The sequence below is a fragment of the Enterococcus malodoratus ATCC 43197 genome (genome assembly GCF_000407185.1).
Classification (GTDB): Bacteria; Bacillota; Bacilli; order Lactobacillales; family Enterococcaceae; genus Enterococcus_A; species Enterococcus_A malodoratus.
Genome location: NZ_KE136482.1, coordinates 1,134,656 through 1,154,919 on the forward strand (window position 1 = coordinate 1,134,656; position 20,264 = coordinate 1,154,919).

General features: G+C 40.8%; 20 protein-coding genes and 1 other annotated feature (1 of these 21 cut by a window edge). Of the genes, 3 read left to right on the plus strand and 17 right to left on the minus strand.

Translation table 11 applies throughout. The annotated features are described in order from the left end of the window. Positions 1 to 13: 13 nt before the first annotated feature. The 5 genes from I585_RS22970 to I585_RS15240 form a co-directional block, all read right to left on the minus strand. Entirely contained in the window at positions 14 to 1,819 is a 1,806-nt protein-coding gene (locus I585_RS22970) for a SpaH/EbpB family LPXTG-anchored major pilin (RefSeq protein ID WP_010741554.1), read from the minus strand. 503 nt (positions 1,820 to 2,322) lie between these two features. Beyond that, positions 2,323 to 3,426 carry a tyrosine-type recombinase/integrase gene (locus I585_RS15225; protein WP_010741555.1) on the minus strand — a complete coding sequence of 368 codons (1,104 nt, stop codon included), beginning with the start codon at positions 3,424 to 3,426 and terminating at the stop codon, positions 2,323 to 2,325. Positions 3,427 to 3,957: 531 nt separating this feature from the next. Continuing rightward, positions 3,958 to 4,941 (minus strand): ADP-ribosylglycohydrolase family protein, encoded by a 984-nt coding sequence (locus I585_RS15230; protein WP_010741556.1) that lies wholly within the window; start codon positions 4,939 to 4,941, stop codon positions 3,958 to 3,960. 1 nt (position 4,942) lies between these two features. Beyond that, a complete protein-coding gene (locus I585_RS15235; RefSeq protein ID WP_010741557.1) occupies positions 4,943 to 6,868 on the minus strand; it encodes a beta-glucoside-specific PTS transporter subunit IIABC in 1,926 nt (641 codons plus the stop codon). Between the two features lie 102 nt (positions 6,869 to 6,970). After that, positions 6,971 to 7,801, minus strand: a complete 831-nt coding sequence (locus I585_RS15240) for a PRD domain-containing protein (RefSeq protein WP_010741558.1) — start codon at positions 7,799 to 7,801, stop codon at positions 6,971 to 6,973. Positions 7,802 to 8,014: 213 nt separating this feature from the next. On the opposite strand from I585_RS15240, the gene I585_RS23440 reads away from it, so the two are divergent. Then, a complete protein-coding gene (locus I585_RS23440; RefSeq protein WP_010741559.1) occupies positions 8,015 to 8,161 on the plus strand; it encodes a hypothetical protein in 147 nt (48 codons plus the stop codon). Positions 8,162 to 8,234: 73 nt separating this feature from the next. Here I585_RS23440 and I585_RS15245 read toward each other — a convergent pair whose 3' ends face one another. The 4 genes from I585_RS15245 to I585_RS15255 all read right to left on the minus strand — a co-directional run bounded on the left by I585_RS15245 (position 8,235) and on the right by I585_RS15255 (position 11,083). Then, positions 8,235 to 9,380 carry a Fic family protein gene (locus I585_RS15245; protein WP_010741560.1) on the minus strand — a complete coding sequence of 382 codons (1,146 nt, stop codon included), beginning with the start codon at positions 9,378 to 9,380 and terminating at the stop codon, positions 8,235 to 8,237. Between the two features lie 268 nt (positions 9,381 to 9,648). After that, entirely contained in the window at positions 9,649 to 9,813 is a 165-nt protein-coding gene (locus I585_RS23445; RefSeq protein WP_010741561.1) for a hypothetical protein, read from the minus strand. A gap of 43 nt (positions 9,814 to 9,856) precedes the next feature. Continuing rightward, positions 9,857 to 10,297 carry a GNAT family N-acetyltransferase gene (locus I585_RS15250; RefSeq protein WP_010741562.1) on the minus strand — a complete coding sequence of 147 codons (441 nt, stop codon included), beginning with the start codon at positions 10,295 to 10,297 and terminating at the stop codon, positions 9,857 to 9,859. 87 nt (positions 10,298 to 10,384) lie between these two features. Next, positions 10,385 to 11,083 carry a MarR family winged helix-turn-helix transcriptional regulator gene (locus tag I585_RS15255; RefSeq protein ID WP_010741563.1) on the minus strand — a complete coding sequence of 233 codons (699 nt, stop codon included), beginning with the start codon at positions 11,081 to 11,083 and terminating at the stop codon, positions 10,385 to 10,387. 467 nt (positions 11,084 to 11,550) lie between these two features. On the opposite strand from I585_RS15255, the gene I585_RS15260 reads away from it, so the two are divergent. Beyond that, entirely contained in the window at positions 11,551 to 12,423 is an 873-nt protein-coding gene (locus tag I585_RS15260; protein ID WP_010741564.1) for a cation diffusion facilitator family transporter, read from the plus strand. A gap of 35 nt (positions 12,424 to 12,458) precedes the next feature. On the opposite strand, the gene I585_RS15265 is transcribed toward I585_RS15260, so the two are convergent. From I585_RS15265 to I585_RS15280, 3 genes are all read right to left on the minus strand, one after another. Beyond that, positions 12,459 to 13,796: an MATE family efflux transporter gene (locus I585_RS15265; RefSeq protein WP_010741565.1), complete on the minus strand. Its 1,338-nt coding sequence runs from the start codon at positions 13,794 to 13,796 to the stop codon at positions 12,459 to 12,461. Between the two features lie 13 nt (positions 13,797 to 13,809). Continuing rightward, positions 13,810 to 14,091, minus strand: coding sequence for a metal-sensing transcriptional repressor (locus tag I585_RS15270; RefSeq protein ID WP_010741566.1), 282 nt, complete (start codon positions 14,089 to 14,091; stop codon positions 13,810 to 13,812). Between the two features lie 175 nt (positions 14,092 to 14,266). Continuing rightward, positions 14,267 to 14,809 carry an acyl-CoA thioesterase gene (locus tag I585_RS15280; RefSeq protein ID WP_034709075.1) on the minus strand — a complete coding sequence of 181 codons (543 nt, stop codon included), beginning with the start codon at positions 14,807 to 14,809 and terminating at the stop codon, positions 14,267 to 14,269. A gap of 139 nt (positions 14,810 to 14,948) precedes the next feature. Between I585_RS15280 and I585_RS15285 the strand changes: the two genes are divergently transcribed. Then, complete coding sequence (locus I585_RS15285; RefSeq protein WP_010741568.1) at positions 14,949 to 16,124, plus strand: AI-2E family transporter; 1,176 nt, start codon at positions 14,949 to 14,951, stop codon at positions 16,122 to 16,124. A gap of 66 nt (positions 16,125 to 16,190) precedes the next feature. On the opposite strand, the gene trhA is transcribed toward I585_RS15285, so the two are convergent. The 5 genes from trhA to I585_RS15310 all read right to left on the minus strand — a co-directional run bounded on the left by trhA (position 16,191) and on the right by I585_RS15310 (position 20,022). After that, entirely contained in the window at positions 16,191 to 16,826 is a 636-nt protein-coding gene (gene trhA, locus I585_RS15290; protein ID WP_010741569.1) for a PAQR family membrane homeostasis protein TrhA, read from the minus strand. Positions 16,827 to 16,914: 88 nt separating this feature from the next. After that, the gene (locus I585_RS15295; RefSeq protein WP_010741570.1) at positions 16,915 to 17,202 is read right to left on the minus strand and encodes a hypothetical protein; all 288 of its coding nucleotides are present in this window, start codon (positions 17,200 to 17,202) and stop codon (positions 16,915 to 16,917) included. Between the two features lie 96 nt (positions 17,203 to 17,298). Continuing rightward, a complete protein-coding gene (locus I585_RS15300) occupies positions 17,299 to 17,961 on the minus strand; it encodes a methionine ABC transporter permease (protein WP_010741571.1) in 663 nt (220 codons plus the stop codon). Positions 17,962 to 18,041: 80 nt separating this feature from the next. Further along, the gene (locus I585_RS15305) at positions 18,042 to 19,085 is read right to left on the minus strand and encodes a methionine ABC transporter ATP-binding protein (RefSeq protein WP_010741572.1); all 1,044 of its coding nucleotides are present in this window, start codon (positions 19,083 to 19,085) and stop codon (positions 18,042 to 18,044) included. Between the two features lie 112 nt (positions 19,086 to 19,197). Further along, positions 19,198 to 20,022 carry a MetQ/NlpA family ABC transporter substrate-binding protein gene (locus I585_RS15310; RefSeq protein ID WP_010741573.1) on the minus strand — a complete coding sequence of 275 codons (825 nt, stop codon included), beginning with the start codon at positions 20,020 to 20,022 and terminating at the stop codon, positions 19,198 to 19,200. A gap of 140 nt (positions 20,023 to 20,162) precedes the next feature. Then, positions 20,163 to 20,264 (minus strand) — a binding site (T-box leader); it runs 133 nt beyond the window's last position.

Sequence of the window (20,264 nt, forward strand, 5' to 3'; positions counted from 1 at the left end):
TTCTGCCCCATTTTTAAGCGTGACGACGTTTTTTATCAATGGCAATTGCTGCTGTACCAATTGTGATAGCGCCAATTGCGATGATGATCATTAACATTGTGCCAGTGCCACCAGTGAATGGTAGTTTGGTTTGTGATTTATTTTCTACGTGCACAGTCACATCTGCTGGGTCAATTTTCACCGTCACTTTGATTGGATCTTTTAATAATTCAAAGCCATCTGGTGATTTTGTTTCCACTAACCAGTAATCTCTTTCAATATCTGCGTGTGACCAAGTTGGTTCATCTTTGTCTTGCTTTCCATTGGTGTTCGTATCTGTATACCAGTTCAGTGCTAACCCATCAAATTGTGCATGACCACTAGCATCAGTCGTATCCGTTAAGAATGTCACCCCTGTTGGTAATGCCGGAGTGGCTGAACCATCGTCATTCAGGGTATACGATTCGCCATTCGATGCTAAGAACTTTTTATCTTTTGCATTTTGTTCACTAGTAGCAATATAGAATTCTGCACCGGCTAATTTCTGAGTCTTATCTTCTTCTGTCTTATCAATCGTGAATCCTCCATCAAAATATTCAGGATTATTTTCACTTGGAGTATCCACTGGCTTTTGACCAGGAATCAAATAACCAGTATTGAATTCATTTTCGATTACTCCATTAAAATCTACATCTGTATGTGTATGATAGATGGCACGAATATCCGTATAGTTTCCTTCAACTTTCTTCATCCCGGCTTCTGTTAACTCAATCTGAATGTCTGTTACCGCACCATTCGTATTAGTGATAGGATGAGCCGCCTCAGCAGTAGCACTACTATTTTTAAACACTTCATAATCTGTATTTAATGTTAGTTTCACCCAATTAGTACCATCAAAAACTTCAACCTCAACATCATCTAAATGAAGGGCTTTGTTAAGAGCATCATGAATATAGAAGTGATTAGCATAAACTTCATCACCCGCACTTACTGTTTTATCCGGTAATGCATTGCCGTCTTTGTCATATACGTTTGTGATTGTCATATCTTCTTTAGCTTCGAAATACAACCCAGTTGGTAACTTAACAGAGGCTTCCCATTGGAAGGGTTGTCCAGCTTTAATGGAATAACCTTTTTGTCCTTCAACTGTTTTATCAGCAGAAGTATCGTTGACAATATTCTTTGGATAAACATGTACGTCATAAATTAATTTGTCTTCATTGTCACGTTTGGTTTGTGGTAAATAAGCAAAGAATGGTGCCATCGGAGTTGCAACCTTTTTAGAATCACCATTTTCATCAGTATAGGTATAATCCCCGCTGCCATTCGGAACTTCACGGATCAGATAGATGCCATCCGTTGCTTTTCCATTACCAACATTAAAAGTAGTTTTACCAAAATTAGCTCCTGTTGTATGATCTCCAGTTTTTTGCTTAACTGCTGCGAAACTAGAGTCTACATCATAATGTGTTCCTTCTACTTGCTTTGTAGGATCATCTAATTTGTAATAGTTACCCGAACCATCTTTCTTAGGAATAACGCGGACTATTTCAAATTCAACATCTCCCATTAGTTTTTTTCCAACTAGATCAGGAGCAGTTGCCGGATCTAATTTTTCACCGTCTCCACGTTCTCCCAATTCAGCTGAACTTTTAATTTCATATTTCCAAAGAGTAATCGTACGATCAGAAGTATTATCTGATAACGCATTAGTACTTACATATGGAATATCTGGTGTTGCATATGCAACTGATCCTAATCCAGCACCCGCTGACCCCAATACTGTTAGTACCCCCAAAGTCATTGCTGCTTTACTTATCCACTTTTTCTTATTTTTCATAATAAGCTCCTTTGCTCTTCTTTGTTTTTTATTCCTAAATTAGTTAAAATAGATGAAAAAGGTTGCCGCCATTTTTCAATCATTTATTTTCCATTACTTATAATGAAGATTTTTCTTCTTGGTAATGGAAACCAATAAAAATTAGTATGTCTGTCCTTCGATAAACATACCTCCTTTCAAAATTTCCAATAAGTTCATCATTCTAGTTAAAACCCTTTATTTCCAGCATATGACTAACGTATTTTATTCTTAGTCTTACAAAAAACTAGAAAAGCCCTCAAATCCTTTTTGTATCAAAGGATTTGAGGACTTTTTGACGACGAATGACGGCTAAAATTTTTTACGATTATTATTTGTACTTTATATTTATTGAGAACCCTCCTTTTTAAAGTATTTCTTTCTTTTGATAAAAAAAGCACCCAAAGTAAGCGCTTACTCTGAAAAAGAAAAAGAAATACACCAAAAGTTCATTATTTCTTTTTTGAAACCAGTTACATCCTTCGTCAACTGATCAAACGATCTAATTCCTTGATCACCCGGTGTCTTTGCTCCAGCATTGCATCCACATACGTATCTAGCGTCATTTGTGTCGATGCGTGCCCTAAAAGAGCGCTCACAGAAGAAATATCTTTATTAGCTTCCAGACAGCGTGTCGCAAAGGTGTGTCTTAGTTGATGAAAATGAATGTTAACAAGTTCAGCTTTTTTGCGAATCCGATGAAAATGATGAGTCAATAAGCGCGGTTCACAGGGTTGCCCGTTTACTGAGAAGACAAAAGGCCCTTTTGTTTGCTTACGATGAGTTACTAGTAATTTTTTTAGCGTCTTACTGATTGGAATCACCCGGATAGACGCTTCTGTTTTGGAATCTGCTAAAAGCAGTTGTGTTTTTTTCGACGGACCTATCATGGAGATTCGTTGATACGTGTGATTGACATAGATTAGATTGGCCTCAAAATCAATGTTCTCCCATTTTAAAGCGGCAATTTCACCAATGCGCATCCCAGAATACAAGGCTAATAGGGCAGGAATTCCATGGCCTTTCTTTTCTTTGGTGGCGGTTTCCATCATTCTTTTTTGTTCTGATCGTGTTAATGCTCGGATTTTATTCTGTTTAGCCTTTGGTATCTTTAATTCAGAAAATGGATTCATTGTAAGCTTTCCGCATTTTTTTGCATGATTCAAACATTTATTAAGGATTCGAAAGACGACTTGGACAGTTGATTTAGCCAATTTTTTCTGAAGTTCACTAAGCACATTTTTTCCAATTTCAATTGATAACTCATTCAAGGGGATATCTTTTAGTGTAGGAAAAATATATTTCGTCAGCTTATAATAGTAACTAGACAATGTGGATGGTTTTACCTCATCCTGCACCTCTATTAGCCATTCCGATGTCCATTCCTCGAAGGTTTCGGCTGAATGACCTTGAATTTGCTGCAAAGATTGATAATGGATGCGTAACGGATAAAGCTTTCTTTTTACTTCGGAATAATTCTTTCCATATATATAGCCGTACTTTATTCTCCCGTCGCTTTTTCTTCCTTTTGGAAAACGACCTTCCCAGCGACCATCTTTTCGCAGATAAATATTCTCACCTTTTCGCACTACTATTTCCTCCAATTTTTGACGGCGTAACAGACGGCGTATACTAGGTTTCTTTTCATTTTTATCTTTACAATAATACAGTAATGAATAGATACGTCTTAGTTTGTTATCATCGCTTTATTTAAAAATAATTATTTTTATGAATCATATTGCCTATTATTAACCAATAATATATAATTGCCTTATGAAATGATTTTTATATATCAAACAAATAAGTTAATATATTTCAATTAGTTCCAAACATTTCTAGTTTTTTGTAAGACTAGGTAAGTATTTGAATACTTTTCAAAGAAGATAAGCCACTATCTTCAAAGAAGGCAGACAAAAGGCATCCTTTCAACGGCAGAAAAGATGCTTTTTTATTATATGTTCATAACATGACAGTAACATTTTTACCACAAAATAAATCAATTAATTTATTTCCACTTTTGCAATCAAATAATCACTATATTTTTATGTTTTAATGATAACGATCGTTTTTTTTGAATAAAAAAAGACGCCCCTCTTGGACGTCTCTTTTACTATTCATTTCTACTTCACATACGGCAATAATTCTTCCGTCAATTGATCAAAATCTAACTGATTGACCTCTTCAATTTGCTGGATCATTTCTTTTGGCAGAGTTGGATTCATTCCTCCGCAAATCGCTGCGCTGATGGCTCCGATGGTATCGGTATCCCAACCGACTGACGCACTTAATTGTGCGGCTTTTAATGGATCACCTTTGGCTAATTCCACGATGACAAATGCGCTTGGAATTGTTTCGATCGTCTCCATTCCGGTACCGATCTCTTCATATAAGCGTTGGAGAATCAGTTGTTCGTCTTCTTCTTGACGCAGGATCTTTCGTGCTTGATTCATGCGGAAGCTTAAAGACGCTGCTGGAAAATCATACCCGTATTCTTTGGCGGTATTAATCGCTTCAAAGGCCAACGACCATATCTCTGCGATTGATTGGCCGCCTCGAACGGTGTAGCTAACGGCTGCTGCTACCGCACCGGCACCGGCGATCGCGATCTTTGTATTATGCGTTGGTAAACAGATTTCCGCGACATTTTTTACTAGTGCAGGCAAATCGTGATAGTCGCTGATTAAGCCGATGGGCGCAATTTTCATCGAAGCACCATTCGTTGTTCCCGTGACACCTGTTTCCTCGATCGGCACACCTTGGGCGATTTTTTCTAACGCTTTTAGTGTCGACGGTCCTGAGACAAAGGCTGAAACGGGAGAATGGTCGTTCCATTCCCGCAGCTCTGCGATGTAATCTGCCACTCGGATCTGTCCCTGGTTTTTCTTGATCATAGATAGGATCATCAAGACGTTCAATGTGTCATCGGTGATTGCTCCTGCTGCCATTTTACGACCAAAGACGTCATTTTCGTTTGAGGCGATTAATTCCGTTACTCCGTTGGGAAAATGCTGGCGGATTTTTTCTTGCGACCAGCATTCTGTCGGCATTCCTAGCGCGTCCCCTAATGCTCCGCCTGCTAAAACGCCCCAAATTCTCTCTCTCATTTTATTGAACCTCCGCTAAATTATTAAGCTCTGTTTGATTGTTAAATGGAATCACTGTTAATATTTTATCATTGAATTTTATACTGCCGTCTTGCTGGCAAAGAACGTCTAAAAATTGGTCTGAGTTAGTCACTGTTACAAAGGATTCAATAGAATAACCGGCCTTGGTAATTTTTTCCAAATCCACCTCTAGGATTTTTTCCCCTTGAACCACGCTCTGACCTTTTTCTACTAATGGGGTAAAGCCTGCCCCATCCAACTCAACAGTATCGATCCCAATGTGGATCAGCACTTCTATTCCTGTATCGCTAATGATTCCGATCGCATGTCCGCTCGGAAAAACCGTTTCAATAGTCCCGTTGACTGGTGAAACTACGTCGCCTTTTTCTGGAATAACTACGAAGCCGCTGCCTAATGCTTTTGATGCAAAGCTTGGATCGGCTGCTGTTTCGATTGGTTTGATTTGTCCTTCTAAAGGTGAAACTAGGATTTCTGCTTTGACTAATTCTTTTTCTTCTGGCTGCACGACATCGTCGCTCTTTTTAAAGGTCATGTAGGTCAAAATGAAGGTCACCGCAAAGGTAGCGATCGTGGCGATAATCGCAAGAATCAGACCATTCATGCTCCCTGTTTTAGGATTGATGAAGGCCGCAAAACCTAGAATCCCAAAGGACATCGCGTACATTTTTGTCGCTGAAAATGCTAAAATCAATGAGCCGACTGCCCCGCCGATCATAGAGAAAGCGAAGCGTTTTTTAACTGGTAAACTAAAGCCATAGATCGCTGGCTCGATAATGCAGAACAGCCCTGAAACCATCGCTGGAACCGCCAGCGCTTTTTGATCCTTTGAACGTGTCCGTAAAAAGACAGCTAATACCACGGCTGTTTGTGCAAAGTTGGCTGTAAAGGACATCGGGAAAATGTAATCCATCCCTGATTGAGCCAAATTGGTAATCCCGATCGCCGAAATCGGCCAATGCAAGCCAAAAATTACTAATGGTTGATACAGTAGAGCCACGACTAACGAGGTAATTACTGGCGAAATCGTGTATAGACCTGTCACACCTGCGCTGATCAATGAGCTAAGTACATTCGTGATTGGACCAACGATCAAAATAGCTAAAGGAACCGTAATTAGGATCGTCAAAAAGGAATTCACATTGTGCGCCAGTACTGCTGGAACAACCTTTTTCAGCCATTTTTCAATTTTCGAACCCACATAAACGATAAAAATAATCGGGATCACGGTGTATTGATAACCCGTTGCCGGAAACAGGATCGGAATCCCAAAAAATGTATTATAAACAGGCGTTTGGAACAATGTTCCACTGAACAACGTGTATAATGCGTCGCCACTCACCAGCCCCGTCATCAACTCTGGAATCAACAACGTTGCCCCCAGCATCATGCCGACAAAAGGATTCATTTTGAATGCTTTAGCACTGGTATAGCCTAACGTAACAGGCAGGAAGTAAAAGACCGCTTGTCCCATCGCGTGCAAAATAATATAGGCACCATCATCTATCGATAAAACATGGGTTGCGGTTAATAATGCTAGAATACCCTGTAATAGACCTGAGGCGGTCAAAATTCCTAAAACAGGTGTAATGACCTTTGTAATCGTGTCTATCAGTGTACTGACTAAACCTTTCTTTTCTTCTTCTGCCTCGACCGATTTGCCGTTCAGTTGTTCCTGCACCACTTGAAAAATGTCCGCTACATGTGTGCCTACGACAACTTGAAACCGGCCGCTGGCAAACTGCGCGCTCATGACTTCAGGTGACTTCACGACTTCTTCTTTTTGTACCAAGGAATCATCCTTCAATGTAAAACGCAGCCTGGTCATGCAATGCGTCACACTTAACACATTCTCCTTCCCTCCCACATTTTTCAAAATGAATGAAACGAGTGCTTGATATTTTTCCATCTTGCTTCTCCCCTTTTTTGGAATATAAAAAAGGCAACACTCAAACAAGAGACTCTTCATCCCTTGTTTGGGTGTTGCCTGCATAATCAGTTACAATCCCGTTTATTTAATTAACCGTTGGACATGTAAAATTAAGTACATTTCCTCTTCCGGATAAATCTGACAAGCCAATTTGTCCTGCAAATAGTGCTTGATGATACCGACACTTTCCGTCGCTCGCGGATAAAATTGAACCACCTGGTCAAACATCTCCGGCACCGCTTCTCGTCTCGGTTCGTTAATTATGACACGTTGAATGAATAATTTCAAGTGGGTCACGAAACGCACATAGTTCAACGATTCCGTATCCAACTGGATCCCCAAACAGTCTTCAACGATCAATACGACCTTTTGCAGCATCTCAGTCGTCAGCAAAGTCTGGGCAGTATCATTGTTCATTCCACCGTTGATGAAGTGCAGCGCGATAAAGCCGGCTTCGTCCTCATTCAGCTCGATGCCCTCATAATACGTAATCTTTTCTAGCGCATTCATGCCTGCGGTGTATTCCCTTGGATAAAACTTCTTGATCTCCAACAGTAAAGCATTGCGAATATGCTCGCCATTTCGAAACCGATTGACCGCATAATTGATATGATCTGCCAAGCCGATATAGGTGTTGCCATCAAAAGTTTTCTGTAATTCAACTTCCGCATTCTTGATGATCAATGTCACCATCTCAAGTCGGTTGATAGGAACTTCTTCGATCAATTGGACAAAACGATCTGCGACATTCGGTGAATCCACAACAAACGTTTTTTCGATTTTATCTTTTTCAACTGTTTCGCCAACCTTTTTACGAAACGCGATGCCTCGGCCAATCAAGATCCGTTCCAGACCTTTTGTATCGATCACCAAAACGACATTGTTGTTAAAAATCTTCTTTATTCTAAGCAAGTCCCATCCCCCTTCCTCCAGTGAACATTCATAAGCTATAGTACAGGTTCTTTTCCTTTTGTCAAGAAGCCAAAGCGTAACGTAAAACATTCGATTCGTTATTTTTTGCTTTTCTCATAGAAGCAGACCATTTGACGCAAATCCCATTAAGCGATTATTCTTTGGGTATTATAAAAAATCGTCTCTGCCTTACCTAGAAAGAGGAGAAGCAAAATGAAATACGTTATTTTCGGATTAGAAATCATCGCAATCATCCTTTGGCTGCTGTTCGGTCAGCACTCGTTATTAACAGCGATCATCGGAGTCGTAGTTATCATCATTATTTCTCAACTACTGCACCATGTGCTGCATGCCAGATAGTGTTCAAAAGTAAAAATAAGTTGTCTAGTATGACAACTTATTTTTACGAATGTGTTGGCGCTGAACCCACTAGTTACACTAAAGTATCATCCTCCAGAATCTCTAAATACTTCGCATAACTAAACACTCGGTTCCGTTTTCCACGTGTGGTTTGAATGACTATACCCAGTTCTTCTAATTGTCTGATAGCATTATTAATGCTGACGAAGCCTAGATCAAAGTACTCCGCTAGCCCATTAACAGTAACCAGAGGATGCTTTAATAAAAATTCATAGATATTTTTAACGGTATTTGATCGATACCTTTTTTCACCAATTTTTGCCCGATCCACGTCAATTAATTTTGAAAGCTGTTCAATTTTTTTAGTCGCATTCTTTGCTGTATGCGTGACGACTTCCAAAAAGAATTTTACCCACTGTTCATAATTGCCAGTAGTTCTCACGGCCATCATACGATCATAGTATTCAAATTGATTTCTTTTCAACTCGAGGCTGATATAGAGAACGGGCGTCTTAATCACCTCTTTTTCTAAAAGAAATAAAATAATTAACAATCTACCCACGCGACCATTTCCATCCAAAAATGGATGAATCGTCTCAAATTGATAATGAATCAATGCTGCCTGAACAAGCGGATGCAATGTATCCGTTCCATGAATATAGGATTCTAACTCACTTAAAGCCTTCTCCATCTCTTGAACAGTCGGAGGAACGTATTTGGCAGTCGCGACTGTGCTTCCTTGAGGTCCGATCCAATTTTGAGAATGTCTAAATTCGCCTGGATTTTTTTCTTGCCCCCTGACCCCTGCCATTAACTCTTTATGGACCTCCTTTAGAAATCTACTGGAAAGAGGAAGTTGTTCTGCTAGCTCCAAAGCGAAATTGGTCGCAGTAATATAATTGACTACCTCTTCTACATCCTTTAGTTTTTCCTTATTTTCAGCAATTTCAGGGTCTAGAATATCTTCTAAAGTCGCCTGTGTCCCTTCAATTTGTGAAGACAGCACAGCTTCCTTTCTAATATACTGATAAAGGAATATCGACATATCAGGGATATATTCACTTAACATATTTAATCTTCCTAATGCTTCACTGGCCTCCGCCAACGTATTACTTAATTCATTCATATTTAATTCTGGATTTGGTGGTAACGGTGATGGTGCAAAATACCTATAAGAGTGTCTTTCTCTCGTTTCCTCATAACGTCCTGATCTTCCCATTTTTTCAGCGACCTTTCTCTATAATATAGAATACGCTTATTCGATTTATTATATAAAATTCTTATTTAAGTATAATATAAAAAGAAAAAAACATCCATATTATACCTAAAATCATTAAAGCTATAATATGGAGGAGGATACTCTTCTATATTATCGATAGAAAATGAATTCCGTTACTTAAAAATAGCCAACCATAAATGAACTGGGTATACAAAAAATCGTCCACCGTCTCCTTTAATATTTAGGAGATGGCGGACGTTCCTGTTTGTTAATTAAGATCGTAAAGATCGTGGTATTTTTGATAACTCAGCATCCCTAGCGACGTGGTAAATAACCGCGACTTCGCTTCGAGTTCGATGCGTAATTTTTCAAATTCTTTTGCTGTATGTTTTTTAGGTTCTTCTTTTCTTTTTGGATCAAATAGCTCCTTCATAATCAATTCCTCCTTTAACACTGAGAGGCGGACAAATTTTACATTAATTTTCTGAAAATACTGGGACTTCTACAGCTGGCAACACTTTTGTCATCCATATAAATTCAATATCATGTTTGGTAAAGTATCCCAATACACGATGATAGTCACGTTTCATATAAAACAGCTGCGCCGTTTTACGTCCGGTTAAGATGATTCGAAAATGTCCTTGTTCTTGGGCAAATTCTTCTAGGCTGCTCATCAATTGATCTCCGATATGTTGTCCTTGATAGTCTGGTGAAACCGCCACTTGGCGAACACGCGCGATACCAAAGGGGTACAACTGAATCGCTGCAGTTCCTACGACTTCATCGTTTTCCACTGCAACAAAAACGGATAAGTTTTTCTCGTTATCCCAATCAATTTTTCCACCTAATACTTGTTTGCGCAATTTCACTGCGCCTGTATGTTCTTTACTAAATAATTCAGCCATTTCAATTTTCATTGTCAACGACCTCCTTTTTCCTATTTCTGTATTGATTTTCAAGCCGTATACTCATGGTAGTCCGGCATCTATTTTAATTCTTATCTCTTACCAATTTTCCCAATCACTGTCATGGGGTTGATCTTGCGGGCCTTTTTTCCGCGGATCGTCTTTCGGATCAATCGGTCCAGGACCAAAAGGACCAGGGCCAAAGCCGCCTCTGCCAAATTGGTTGCGCATCTGTTCTTTCCATGCTCGCTTCATTTGACGGCGTTCGGTTGGCGACATACGGCCGAAATCTTTCATATGAGGATCGAACTGCATCTTCATCGCCTTTAGTGCCTCGATTGCTTCAAATGGGTCACTAGGAAATTCAGGGCGACCGCCAAAATCTTCACTCCAGCCATCAATCACTTTATTCAGCAATTGATCCAATGTTTGACGCTCTTCATCCGTTAGACCAGCAAAAAATTCTTCTGAACGTTCTTGCGGTTTATTCAGATTCGCTTTTTCACGACCGATTTCTGTGATATAGATTCGTTTGATCCGTTTATCCTGTTCGTCTTCTCGACGTTCGATCTCATCGCGGCTCTCCAATTTATTCAAAATCTCGGTGACTGAACTTGGACGCATATCCAAAATCTCTGCTAAAACCCCAGAGGTCACACCATCTTCTTCTGCTAAAATATCCAAAACCAACTGTTGAGTCGGTGCACTTTTCTGACAATTGCCCATATCCATCAAACGACGACTGGCGCTGCCCACATAAGACAGGCGTTTTAATAATTCTTTTGTGTATTCGCTCATTGTATTTCTCCCCTTTTTCGTTTTAAAGTAGTCTATTTCAATCTATTTACCGGTCTCTGCTCATATAAGAAGTAACTCTTGCAATCAATCACTGTTTATTTAGGCACCTATATTTTAGGTACCTAACCTTTATCTGAATTCAGTATACTTCGGTACCTAATCATTGTCAATAAATAAAATAAAAAATGTTTTATTAATTTTACAGAACACAAAAAAAACCTTTAACAACAGCCTGTTAAAGAGTCCTTTTAGCAAAAATTTTTTTTCATTACTGTATTGCGTACTCCTGAATCTCCTGCAAGGGAGTCCTTAGGAATAAAAATTAGTTTTCCAAACATGTTTTTTCAGGGGAAATCTGACTAATTATTTTAGCCGACCCAAAATAATTACAGTTTAGAAAAACGCTTGTTTTCCTTCTGAAATACAGTGTATAGTGATAAAACATTTTATTTTTTGGGGTGTAAAAAATGGTAAATAACCGTTATGAACAATTGAAGAAAGCAGAGTTAGGGGCAGTAATCAGTATTGTTGCTTATATTGCCGTCTCTGCCATGAAACTAACCGTAGGAAACCTGGCAAATTCCGAAGCGTTACGAGCAGATGGACTGAATAATTTCACCGATATCTTAGCCTCAGTTGCAGTCTTGATTGGCCTGCGAATTGCGCAAAAACCTGCCGATGAAGAACACCGCTACGGACATTGGAAGGCGGAAAACGTCGCTAGTCTAGTGACTTCCTTTATCATGCTGCTGGTGGGATTGCAGGTTCTATATAGTTCGATTCTGTCCGTTATCAATAAAAAGACCGAATCGCCCGATATGACTGCAGCCATCGTAGGAATCGTCTCTGCTGTTATTATGTATGGTGTCTATTTCTTCAATAAACGACTCTCCGAAGAAGTCAAAAGTCCCGGTCTGCTGGCCGCCGCTAAGGATAACCGCAGCGACGCTTGGACCAGTATCGGAACGGCCATCGCGGTTTTTGCGGCCTCCTTCAATTTGGGTTGGCTCGATAGCCTCGCTGCCATCGTCGTCGCTTTATTGATTTTGAAAACCGCCATCGATATTTTTAAAGACAGTGTTTTCACCCTTTCTGATGGTTTCGATCAAGAGCAATTGGATCAATACAATCAGGCCATCCGCCGCATCAAACAGATCCAATCGGTCAAGAGTATCAAAGGCCGCAACTATGGCGCTAATATTTATCTCGATGTCACCGTAACCATGCGCCCGGATTTAACGGTCAAGGAAAGCCATGACATCGCTGATCAAATCGAGCATCTGCTGCAGGAAAAATTTCAAATTTTCGAAACGGATGTGCACGTTGAACCAGGTGAATAGCAAATGAATCAACCCGCAAAGAGCCCTCTGAGTAGTCACTCAGAGGGCTCTTTTATCGTCATCGTTTGTTCACTAAGATTATGGTTAAATTTATAGACCAAGAACAGTGACCGAAGATACAGATCAATCGCGATGGATAGCCAGATACCGGCAATTCCTAGTCCCAGATATTTAGACAGGACCATCACACCGACCACTCGAATCCCCCACATTCCGAATGCCGTACTATACAGCGGTGACTTGGTATCACCCATCCCCTGCAAAGCACCTGTCGTGATTAAGCTGATTGCCAGACCCGGTTGGGCAAAGGCATCAATGCGCAGAGCAACTACGATCTGACGCAGTGCTTCTTGATCCGAAGTAAACATTGAAGCAAAAAATGGGGCTCCGAAGAACAAAATGACTCCCAGCAGCGACATGAAGATCACCCCATATTTTGCGGCGGAATAACCATAGCTCTTGGCTAGTTGACTGTCACGAGCACCGATCGCATTTCCCACCAATGTCGTAGCGGCTGTTGCCAAACCATAGGCTGGCATATAGGTAAAGCTTTCGATGTTTCCCGCGATTGAATGCGCCGCAAAGGTTTTGGCGCTAATACTGACGATTAATCCGAAATAAAGCACTTGACCTAACCGCATCACCAATCGTTCTAAAGTCGCTGGAATCGATAAATTAACCAATGGACGATAACTTCCCGACGCGAATAGAGTCGCCCGATCCACAGGACTTTTTGATTGCTGAACCTTGCGATAAAGCAGCCAGCAGCCCAACAAGCGTGACAACACAGTCCCGATGGCTGTCCCTAAAACTCCTAAAGCAGGAATGGGACCCAATCCAAAAATCAGAATGTAATCAATCACGATATTCCCAATATTGACCACTACGCTGATTTTCATCGGTGATTTCGTATCCCCTGTTGCTCGCAGGATACTGCCAAAGATTGTCATCAGCCCCATAAAGACAGCCCCACCGCCTACAACGGTAAAGAACTGCAGCGACTCCTGTAAAACCGCTTCTGAAGCGCCCATTACATGCAATAATGATTCGCCAAAAAAGATAGAAACAACACCCAGCAGCAAGCTGACCGCCAGTGTCAGGATAACCGCTTGATTTGTCACTCTTTGTGCTTCATCCGTCTGTTTTGCCCCGATTTTTTGCGCGATCAGTGCAGAAGCTCCGACACCTAATGCGATAAAAAGAGCCAAGTAAACATTCAAAATCGTGTTGGCGATCCCAACCGCTGTCACAGCCACCAATCCGATTTTTGAGATCATCAGCGCATCGATGAAGCCCACCGCTGTCTGTAAGATATTTTCGATCGTCGCAGGGATTGCTAAAGCTAGAATTTTATTTTCTTTAAGTGAAATCATCTGCTCACCCCACTTAAAGCATCTTGCTGTATTGATGAATCGCCCGCCGCAAACTTTCTAATTCCTTATCCGTCTGACCACTTTCTGCTGCATCCATAAACATGTGGTCAGCGTGCGCCTCTAACAATATTTGAGAAATCTTTTGAATCGCTGATTTCGCTGAATTTAATTGAATGATTACCTCATCAAACGGCTTTTCATCCGCGATCATTTTCTTGATTCCGCCGACTTGTCCTTCAATGCGATTGATCCGTTTTACAAGATTATCTACCTGATGATCCGGTCTATGTGACATAATTTTTCCTCCTTCTCCGTACTAAAAAACCCTTTTTAAGAGTCGAATTTATTTCTCTTATGGAGTATACCCCTATACCCCATACAAAAAGACTAATCCTTTTCAATAAAGAAGTCAATCCGACAGACAAAAAGACCCACAGCAATCGAACTGCCATGGGCCCTATCTTCATTTATTAATCTCCTGTACCTTCATCTGACCAAGGCAGATCCGTCGATAGCAAAGCAGCAAAGTTCTTGTATTCATCGCGTTCCTTCAGCCGATGATTACGTCGCTTTTCATACCCGCCACAGACCATTTTCTCCTCTGCCGTTTCTGGAACGACTGCCGGCACAGTAAATTCAGTTTCTTCGTTCATATGCGAAGGCACCGCTACAAAAGATGTAAAGCAAGTCGCCGCCAAATATCGTTCGCCGGTGGTTAGATCCTCTCCAATTACCTTCACAAAGACCTCCATCGATTTATTATGACTGCCGGAAACGTAGCACTTCACACATACGGAATGATTGGCGTGGAGTGGTTTCAAAAAGTTCAAATTATCTAGCGAAGCAGTCACCGCACCTCTGCGGCAATGGCGTGAGATCGAGATTGAAGCGGCATCATCGATCAACGTCATCAGCTTTCCGCCAAATAAGTAGCCAAAAGGATTTAAATCAAAAGGAAAAATTCGGTGCGTTTGAATCACACGAGATTCGCGGCAAGTTTTTGTTTCAGTCAAACAGTTCACTCTTTCTAAACATTATTTTTCTGTGTTTCGTACAGATTATGCCATCTTCCTGGCTTTTTTTCAAAAATTCGGAAAAGTATACAGGTTTACGGACATTCGGTATACTTGATTCATAAAGGAGGTCTACCCTATGGAAAAAGAAAAACCCTCAAAAATTATTCAATTTTTTGGCGGTAAAACATCGTATTACATTATCGGGCTGATTATTCTAAGTGCTTTAGCTATCTATTTATTGAATACTGTCTCATTTATATTCAGACCGATCGTGGTTATCATCACAACCGTTTTGCCGCCAATGATTTTTGCACTGCTGCTATACTATTTATTGAATCCAGTAGTCAATTTTCTAAGTAAAAAAGGCATTCCGCGAACAATCAGCATCGTGCTCACCTATGTCGTGATTTTCGGTCTGCTTTTCTTTGGCGGAGCTAGGCTCGTACCGGTGATTCAGGATCAGGCGCAGGATTTGATCAAACAATTCCCTGAGTATGTCGATGATTTTCAAAATGCGATCAAAAATATTCTTGACGCGACTCCTTTCGCCGCATCTTCTGATCAAGCGTTGAGTTCATTGGACAAGCTGACGAAAGAAGCCCTGAACTATTTAGGAAATAACTGGCAAGATGGTGCAAAAGGATTAGGTACGATCTTTTCAGCGGTTTCTAGTACTGCAATTACGTTGTTTACCGGACCGATCATCGCCTTCTTTTTGATCCAAAGTCCCCATAAACTCTACAATGCAATCATTGATTTGATTCCGCCGCGCTTTAGAAAGGATTCAAGTTCTTTGATCAAGATCGCCAACCAGCAATTAGGCGCCTTTTTAAAAGGACAAGTCATTGCGTCTTTACTACTCGGTTTGATCTATTGGGTCGTGTTCTTGCTGCTAGGGTTGCAATTTGCGACGGTGATCGCACTGGCCGCCGGAATATTGAGTATTATTCCTTATATTGGATCGTTCTTGGCCTTCTTACCAGGCCTGTTCATCGCCTTCCAAGATTCTACCTTTATGGTGGTCAAATTCGTAATCGCTTGGTTTGTGGTTCAATTACTTCACGGTGATTTGGTCGTTCCCCGCGTCATGGGCGACAAATTGAAGATTCATCCTATCACGATCCTGATCGTCTTATTGGTTATGGGGGATCTTTTAGGTCTGGTCGGCGTGATTTTCGGTATTCCGATCTATTCTATGATCAAATTATTGGTGGTTTTCACCTTCCGAAAATTCAAACAACGCTACAACAAATATTTTTCCGACGAGGGGGCCTATCGCAATACCGGGTTCTCAGAGGATGATTACTTGTAACCTAAAAATGGAGCTGTATCCAATCGGATACAGCTCCATTTTGGCATTTTATAAACTGAACGTTTCTTATAAATAGATCGAAAAGAACATCAGCATAGCACCCAGCATGACAAACAAATGCCACACGACATGCATGTATCGTCTGTTTTTCATACTGTAAAAAACAGAACCCACAGTATAAGCGACCCCACCGCCGACTAGCAGCAGCAAGCCCTTTAATCCCACACTTTGATATAGACTTGGCAAAGCAATAACGACCGCCCAGCCCATCACATTATAAATGATCGTGGACAATTTAGAGACCGATTTTACTTTGCTTAACGTCAAGCTTTTATAAACGATGCCAATGATCGCTGCCAGCCAAATGATACTTAACAATACGATCCCAATCGTTCCGCGAATATACAATAAGCAATAAGGCGTGTAGGTCCCTGCGATCAATAAGTAGATCGAGCAGTGATCGAAGACTTGAAAAACCTTTTTCGCCTTGGTAAAAATCAAGCTGTGATACAAGGTCGACGCTAAAAACAAGAGCAGGAGCGAAACACCATAAATAATAAATGAAACATAATGCAACCCGCTATCGGCCTTCTTCAACAGAAAAATGAATCCCACAATACTCAACAACACACCCACACCATGCGTCACCGCATTCAACACTTCATTTGTGATTAAGTACTTCCGGCTAAACTGTCTTTCCATTCACATATCACCTCGAATTATTTATTAAAGATAATATATCACGGTTAACGAAATAATTCAATCTAGTTTTTAAAACCAGATGATAAATTTAGTCTAAGACAATCCCTTGCTTAACAAGTTTATAGCCAAAAACCAACTCATCTTCCACGAAAAGCTCCGCTTCTTTAGCCTCATTCAGCACCTTTATTAGCTCGTTCAGTGTTAAAAGCTGGTCGTACTGTTTCCTTAAAATGATTTTTTCTGCCTCTGCCTGGACCGCTAAATGATTGGTCTGCTTTTCGCCATCATTCACAAAAACGTAGGTATAAGAGGACAATGTCTTCATTTCCCCTGCTGCATCCACTTGGATTGCCGTCAATAAATCCTTGGCCCTCACCCTTCTCACCTCACTTAATTCCCATTTGTACTTTCATTATAGCAAAAAGAAAACGATGAATCGGGCTCGGATGCTTCCCGGTTCATCGTTAATCACTCAACTTCGGTCTAAACTTTTTGCGATCGTATTTCCTAATGACTGGACGATCTGGACCAATACGATCAATAAAATAATGGTTGTATACATCACTGCCGGCTCATTTCGCAAAAAGCCGTATTGATAGGCAATACTGCCTAGACCACCTGCTCCAACTAAACCAGCCATCGCTGTTGCACCGATCAGTCCGATCATCGCAATCGTCAACCCGCGAATAATTCCTCCTCGGGCTTCTCTCAATAAAACGCTGCGGATTATATGAAAATGACTGATCCCCATTGCCTGATAGGCTTCAATCACGCCGCCATCAACTTCTAAGAGCGACGTTTCCACCAACCGGGCCAAGTAAGGCGCAGTATAAATGATCAACGGCAATAATACGCCCTGCACACCAATCGTGGTTCCCATGATCAGTTTTGTCAAAGGCAAAATCAAAAATAATAAAATGATAAATGGCAAAGAACGCAGCACGTTGATCACACTATTCAAGATAGAGTATAAGGTAAAGTTACTGTTCAAACCGCCCGGGCGAGCGATGACTAAAAGCACTCCTAAGGGGATTCCAATAATGATGGATAGCGCTAATGCTACGCAGACCATCACGAGCGTCTGACCTAAGCCTTCAATCACGACGTTTCCCCATTGATTCCAAAATTCGCTCATTAAACGACCTCCTAATTCGTATTGAATCAATCCTTCTTCAAACTAAATAAATGATTCTAACTCTCATCATACCGAACGTTCTATCTGACTGAAGAGCCGGTACCTAAATCTCCGCTGATATCCTCGATAATAACGCCTTGGCTTTTGATGTATTCTTTGGCCGCTTGGAAATCCTGTTCTGTTCCTCCGGCAAATTGCACTAATAATTGACCATGGCGTTTTTCCTTCAAGTATCCGATATTGCCGCTGAGAATATTTGGACATAGTGGAAAATCCTTTGCAACTTTTGCTAAAACTGGCTCTGTAGCATCGTCCCCAATAAATTGCAGTTGAACCAGACGTCCTGTCCCTTTATACGCCGCTAAAACGTCTTCTGGGACGTTGTATCCATCATTTGCTCCAATGAACCGTTTAGTCGTTTCCTCTTCAGGACGGGTGAACAGATCGATCACAGGCCCTGCCTCCACAATCTTCCCATCCTCCATAACCGCCACTCGATCACAGATCCGCTGCACCACATCAATTTCATGAGTAATTAGAAAAATCGTGATTCCTAACTCTTGATTGATCTTTGTTAATAAAGCCAAGATTGACTCTGTCGTCTCCGGGTCCAGCGCACTTGTCGCCTCATCCGACAACAAAATCTCTGGTTCGTGGGCTAATGCTCGCGCAATCGCTACCCGCTGCCGTTGACCGCCGGATAATTGCGCCGGATAATTATCCTTGCGGTCTGTTAAACCAACCAAATCCAAATATTTATCAACACGTTTTGCGATGACCTCTTTCGAAACACCTTCCAGCTTCAACGGTTTGGCAATATTTTCATAAACCGTCGCTGTTGATAATAAATTATAGCCTTGAAAGATCATCCCAATCTTCCGTCTAGTTAACAATAATTCTTTTTTGTTTAGTTCCTTTAAATTCTGACCGTTGATCGAAATTTCCCCCGTCGTAGGCGGCTCTAAAAAATTGATCATACGGATTAAGGTAGACTTCCCAGCACCAGAGTACCCCACGACGCCAAAGATTTCCCCTTTTTCGATCGTTAAACTGACCTCTTTGACTGCTTCGATTCGCCGTTTCTTTTGTTGGTAAACTTTTGAAACATTTTTAAGTTCAATCATGTGAATTATCCCTTCTCATTCGTATGGATGCTTTCCAGAAGAATACCTCCGACTTTCAGGCCACGTACCATTCAACGAAACATTCCCATCATTTTCTTTTGATATTTTTTGCTTAAAACGCCGGAACAACGGAGCCTTTGAACTTTTCTTCGATAAATTTCTTTGTTTCATCCGATTGATAATACTTTTTGATCTCTTTTACGATCTTGTCGTCCTTGTTTTCTGTCCGAACCGCAAATACATTGTAATTTGGATTGTCTTTCAGTGGTTCATGGTAGATCGCGTTGTCATTGATCGTCAGTCCTGCACCGAAGGCAAAATTGGTATTGATCGCAGCAGCAGCTAGTTCATTTAATTGTGAAGGAATCTGTGAAGCCTCTAACTCAACAATTTCAATATTTTTTGGATTTTCATCAATATCATTTTTTGTAGCCTTAACTTCAACACCGTCTTTTAATTTGATCACGCCTGCTTTTTCCAGTAATTTCAATGCTCGGTACTCATTCGTTGGATCGTTGGGCACACCAATTTTATCTCCGGATTGAAGTTTACTTAAATTCGAAAGTTTTTTAGAGTAAACCCCTAATGGAAATGCGACCGTTTTAAAGGCTGTTTCGATCTTGTAGTCCTTATCTTTTACTTGCTGCTCCAAGAAAGACAGTGTTTGATAGCTGTTTCCGTCTAAATCCCCATCATTTAAAGCAGTATTGGGCGTGTTGTAATCATCGAAGCTTTTCACCTTAATCTCAATACCATCCTTTTTTGCTTGTTTAGCGACCTCTTCTAAAATTTCTTGATGCGGTCCTGATGTTACTCCGATAGTTACCTTCTTCTCATCCAACGGTTTAGCCTCGCTTTTGCTTCCGCAACCTGCTAATAATCCACTCACTGCTAACGCCGCTACACTTAATAAAATCCCTTTACCTATTTTTTTCATTGTCATTTCCTCCTGCTTTTTATTCGTTTTCGTGCACTAACGTGATCGTAAAACGAGTCGCTCACGCAAATACAATTGATTCTTCAAAGTGCTAGTTGAACAAGAAAAAAAGCCCGCCCTTTTCCACACTATTCGTGTTGGAAAAGGACGAGCTCACTCGCGATACCACCTTCATTTGCAATAATCTCACAACTATTGCCTTAACAAGTACGCATTCATACTTGAGCATTGTTAACGAGCGC

Bases quoted from the DNA above. Each gene is read 5' to 3' on its own strand.
- I585_RS22970 (WP_010741554.1), bottom strand. From the start codon at position 1,819: ATGAAAAATAAGAAAAAGTGGATAAGTAAAGCAGCAATGACTTTGGGG.
- I585_RS15230 (WP_010741556.1), bottom strand. From the start codon at position 4,941: ATGAGAGAGAGAATTTGGGGCGTTTTAGCAGGCGGAGCATTAGGGGAC.
- I585_RS15235 (WP_010741557.1), bottom strand. From the start codon at position 6,868: ATGGAAAAATATCAAGCACTCGTTTCATTCATTTTGAAAAATGTGGGA.
- I585_RS23440 (WP_010741559.1), top strand. From the start codon at position 8,015: ATGAAATACGTTATTTTCGGATTAGAAATCATCGCAATCATCCTTTGG.
- I585_RS15245 (WP_010741560.1), bottom strand. From the start codon at position 9,380: ATGGGAAGATCAGGACGTTATGAGGAAACGAGAGAAAGACACTCTTAT.
- I585_RS23445 (WP_010741561.1), bottom strand. From the start codon at position 9,813: ATGAAGGAGCTATTTGATCCAAAAAGAAAAGAAGAACCTAAAAAACAT.
- I585_RS15250 (WP_010741562.1), bottom strand. From the start codon at position 10,297: ATGAAAATTGAAATGGCTGAATTATTTAGTAAAGAACATACAGGCGCA.
- I585_RS15255 (WP_010741563.1), bottom strand. From the start codon at position 11,083: ATGAGCGAATACACAAAAGAATTATTAAAACGCCTGTCTTATGTGGGC.
- I585_RS15260 (WP_010741564.1), top strand. From the start codon at position 11,551: ATGGTAAATAACCGTTATGAACAATTGAAGAAAGCAGAGTTAGGGGCA.
- I585_RS15265 (WP_010741565.1), bottom strand. From the start codon at position 13,796: ATGATTTCACTTAAAGAAAATAAAATTCTAGCTTTAGCAATCCCTGCG.
- I585_RS15270 (WP_010741566.1), bottom strand. From the start codon at position 14,091: ATGTCACATAGACCGGATCATCAGGTAGATAATCTTGTAAAACGGATC.
- I585_RS15285 (WP_010741568.1), top strand. From the start codon at position 14,949: ATGGAAAAAGAAAAACCCTCAAAAATTATTCAATTTTTTGGCGGTAAA.
- trhA (WP_010741569.1), bottom strand. From the start codon at position 16,826: ATGGAAAGACAGTTTAGCCGGAAGTACTTAATCACAAATGAAGTGTTG.
- I585_RS15300 (WP_010741571.1), bottom strand. From the start codon at position 17,961: ATGAGCGAATTTTGGAATCAATGGGGAAACGTCGTGATTGAAGGCTTA.
- I585_RS15305 (WP_010741572.1), bottom strand. From the start codon at position 19,085: ATGATTGAACTTAAAAATGTTTCAAAAGTTTACCAACAAAAGAAACGG.
- I585_RS15310 (WP_010741573.1), bottom strand. From the start codon at position 20,022: ATGAAAAAAATAGGTAAAGGGATTTTATTAAGTGTAGCGGCGTTAGCA.